This is a genomic window from Paenalcaligenes sp., from assembly GCF_030152715.1.
Classification (GTDB): domain Bacteria; phylum Pseudomonadota; class Gammaproteobacteria; order Burkholderiales; family Burkholderiaceae_B; genus Paenalcaligenes; species Paenalcaligenes hermetiae.
This window is the reverse complement of record NZ_JASLIX010000025.1, coordinates 1-3,133: the sequence shown is the minus strand read 5'-3', so window position 1 is coordinate 3,133 and position 3,133 is coordinate 1. Positions and strand designations below refer to the sequence as shown.

At 46.3% G+C, this 3,133-nt stretch carries 3 protein-coding genes; all 3 read left to right on the top strand.

Annotation, left to right across the window (positions count from 1 at the left end; translation table 11 throughout):
* Window positions 1-187: hypothetical protein (locus Q1V74_RS01430; RefSeq protein WP_300646740.1), on the top strand; the 187-nt coding region annotated here is incomplete at its 5' end.
* Window positions 188-343: 156 nt separating this feature from the next.
* On the top strand, window positions 344-2,401 hold the full coding sequence (locus Q1V74_RS01425; protein ID WP_300646739.1) for a catalase: 2,058 nt from the start codon (window positions 344-346) through the stop codon (window positions 2,399-2,401).
* 99 nt (window positions 2,402-2,500) lie between these two features.
* A partial coding sequence (gene rmuC, locus Q1V74_RS01420) for a DNA recombination protein RmuC (RefSeq protein ID WP_300646737.1) occupies window positions 2,501-3,133 on the top strand: 633 nt, incomplete at its 3' end.

Sequence of the window (3,133 nt, the reverse complement as noted above, 5' to 3'; positions counted from 1 at the left end):
CTATGTGGCCGCGGCGTTTATGGTGGTGCGTGCTGAACAAAGCACCGTACGCGAGGTCCAGGATGCAGTGGCGCGTTTACGCACTGCAGGGGTGGCCGAGCCATTAAAAGGGGTTGTGTTTAATGGTGTGCGCCGATTCCGTTTGGGGTATGGGGCTTCGTATAATTATTACTACACCTATAAATAAAAAATAGATTCAAACTTGTTAACTATCTGTTTCTTAGCCCTTGATTTATCAAGGGCTTTTTTATTTATTGTTGCTTTTGCACGCAAAGACTTACTGTCTCCTTGAGCTGGCTGTCTAGACTAACAGGACACTGTTCATTATCTACAGGAGAACCTCATGTCCAAAAAGTCGTCCGTCAAGTCAGCCGATTTCATACCAGGACCCGGTGGAGAAACTCAGCAGCGAGGTGGTGAGCCATTAACCACCAATCATGGTGTGCCCATTTCGGATAATCAAAACTCATTAAAACTAGGGTTGCGTGGGCCTACTTTGTTGGAGGATTTTGTTCTCCGAGAAAAGATTTTTCATTTTGATCATGAGCGCATTCCGGAGCGTATTGTTCATGCTCGTGGTACTGGCGCGCATGGTTATTTTGAGTGTACGAATCCTATTCCAGAGCTGAGCAAGGCGTCTTTATTCCAAAAAAAAGGAGCTCGTGTTCCAGTGTTCTGTCGGTTTTCCACGGTAGCTGGCTCCAAAGGGTCTAAGGACACGCCGCGCGATGTGAGAGGCTTTGCGGTCAAATTTTATACTGAAGAGGGAAATTGGGATTTAGTGGGCAATAATATGCCTGTTTTTTTTATTCAAGATGCCATTAAGTTTCCGGATTTAATTCATGCGGTTAAACCCGAAGCCGATCGCGGTTTTCCCCAAGCGGCTTCGGCGCATGATACTTTCTGGGATTTTGTGTCGTTGATGCCGGAATCCATGCACACCGTGCTGTGGTTAATGTCAGATCGGGCGTTGCCTCGCTCTTTGCGCATGATGGAGGGGTTTGGTGTACATACCTTTGTATTGGAAAATGCACAAGGGGATACACATTTAGTTAAGTTTCATTGGAAGCCTAAACAGGGCGTTCAGTCAACCTTATGGGATGAGGCGGTAAAAATATCGGGGGCGGATCCGGATTACCATCGGCGTGATATGTTTGAAGCGATTCAAGCCGGGCAGTATCCAGAGTGGGAGCTGGGTATTCAGGTGTTTGATCAAGCATGGGCAGACCGACAGCCTTATGATGTGTTAGATGCAACGAAGCTGATCCCCGAAGAGGAAATCCCCGTACAAATTATCGGTCGTATGGTTTTAGACCGTTATCCAGATAATTTCTTTGCGGAAACGGAACAGGTGGCTTTTTTACCATCTAATATTGTTCCGGGGATTGATTTCTCCAATGATCCTTTATTACAAGGGCGTTTATTTTCTTATTTGGACACACAGAAATCGCGTTTAGGCACTGCTAACTTTCATCAAATTCCCATCAATGCACCCAAGTGCCCGATGCATAATTTTCAACGTGATGGCATGATGCAGACTCAGGTTTTTAAGGGGCGAGCGACCTATGAGCCGAATAGTCTAGCACAGGTCGGCGAGCCAGCTGGGCCCCGAGCGGTGGAGCAGGGTTTTGAGACCGTTGCTAGACATCACATTGCTAGTGTAGATAAGTGTCGTGTTCGTGCACGGACTTTTGCCGATCACTTTACCCAGCCACGTTTATTTTACCGATCTCAAACGCCCATAGAGCAGGCTCATATCGTCGACGGCTTTGTTTTTGAATTGTCCAAGGTGCAGTTGAATCATGTTCGTCTGCGAATGCTTGGGCAGTTGCAAAATGTGGATCAAGATTTAGCACAGCAGGTGGCTGAGGGCTTAGGTCTACATTTACCGGAGAAGATAGCGCCAGCCAAAGCGCCGATTGATATGCCGTTATCGGATGCGCTTTCTATTTTAAAACAGACTTGTCCGGTAGCTGGGCGTACTTTGGGGTTGTTAGTCAGTGACGGTGCCGATGCAAAACAAGTGCAGTCTTTGCAGCACGCGGTCGAGCAAGCTGGGGCTAGTATAAAAGTGATCGCTGAAAAAGTGGGTGGGGTGACGCTTAGTGATGGGACGCATTTGCCCGCCGATGAAAACATTAACGGGGCGCCGTCTGTGTTGTTTGATGCCGTGGCGTTGATTGTGGCTCAGAAGCAGGTTAGCCATTTAGCAAAGCAAAAAGCAGTACAAGATTTTATTTCAGATGCGTATGCTCATTATAAAGCTATTGCTTATTGCTCTGAAGCGCAGCAGTTATTGGATCAACCACACATTTACAGTGATGATTTTATCTTTGAATTAAGGAAGCCACAGCTAATTGTGGATAGGTTGGCAAGTCGCTATTGGGACCGAAATGTGTAGTTTGTAGGTACGGCAGTTATCTTCAATCTCGTCTAAAATCACTTTATGACTAAACGCTCAGATAGCCGTTATTGACGGCAGGTTTTGAAAGAGGCTTGGATGATAGTAGAGTGGACTGGGGTTGGAGTGACTGCAGTAGCTGCAGTAGCAACTGTATTGGGTTATGGCATAGCCGCCTTTGTGTTTAAACGCAAAGAGCGGCTTTATGTATTGCAGCAACACGAAAAAGCGCTGACCCTAAGCCGTCAGCAAGAGCAGTTGTTAGCCTTGCAACAACAGGTGCAGCGTTGGCAAGATGATTTTGATGTGCAGCGTGACGAAGCCCAAAGCTGGCGACAGCAATGGCAAGCATTGCAGCAGCAATATCAGCAGGTGCTGAGTTCAGAGAGCACGTTAAAAGCCACCTTAGCAGAAAAAGAAAAACATTTTCAGGCGCAAATCGAGCAATTAGAGCTGGCTAAAAGTACGCTACGCCAGGAATTTGAAAATCTTGCAAATAAGATTTTTGAGGAAAAAAATCAGCGTTTTCATCAAGCCAGTCAAATGAATCTGGATCAGTTATTAAAACCCTTTAGGGAGCAAATCGAGGGCTTTCAGAAGCGCTTAAACGAAGTCCACGATGCGTCATTACAGGGGCAAACGCATTTATATGCGGAAATTCGTAAAATTTTAGATGTGGGTTTGCAGATGAGCACCGAAGCCAATAATTTGGCCGCAGCCCTAAAAGGGGAT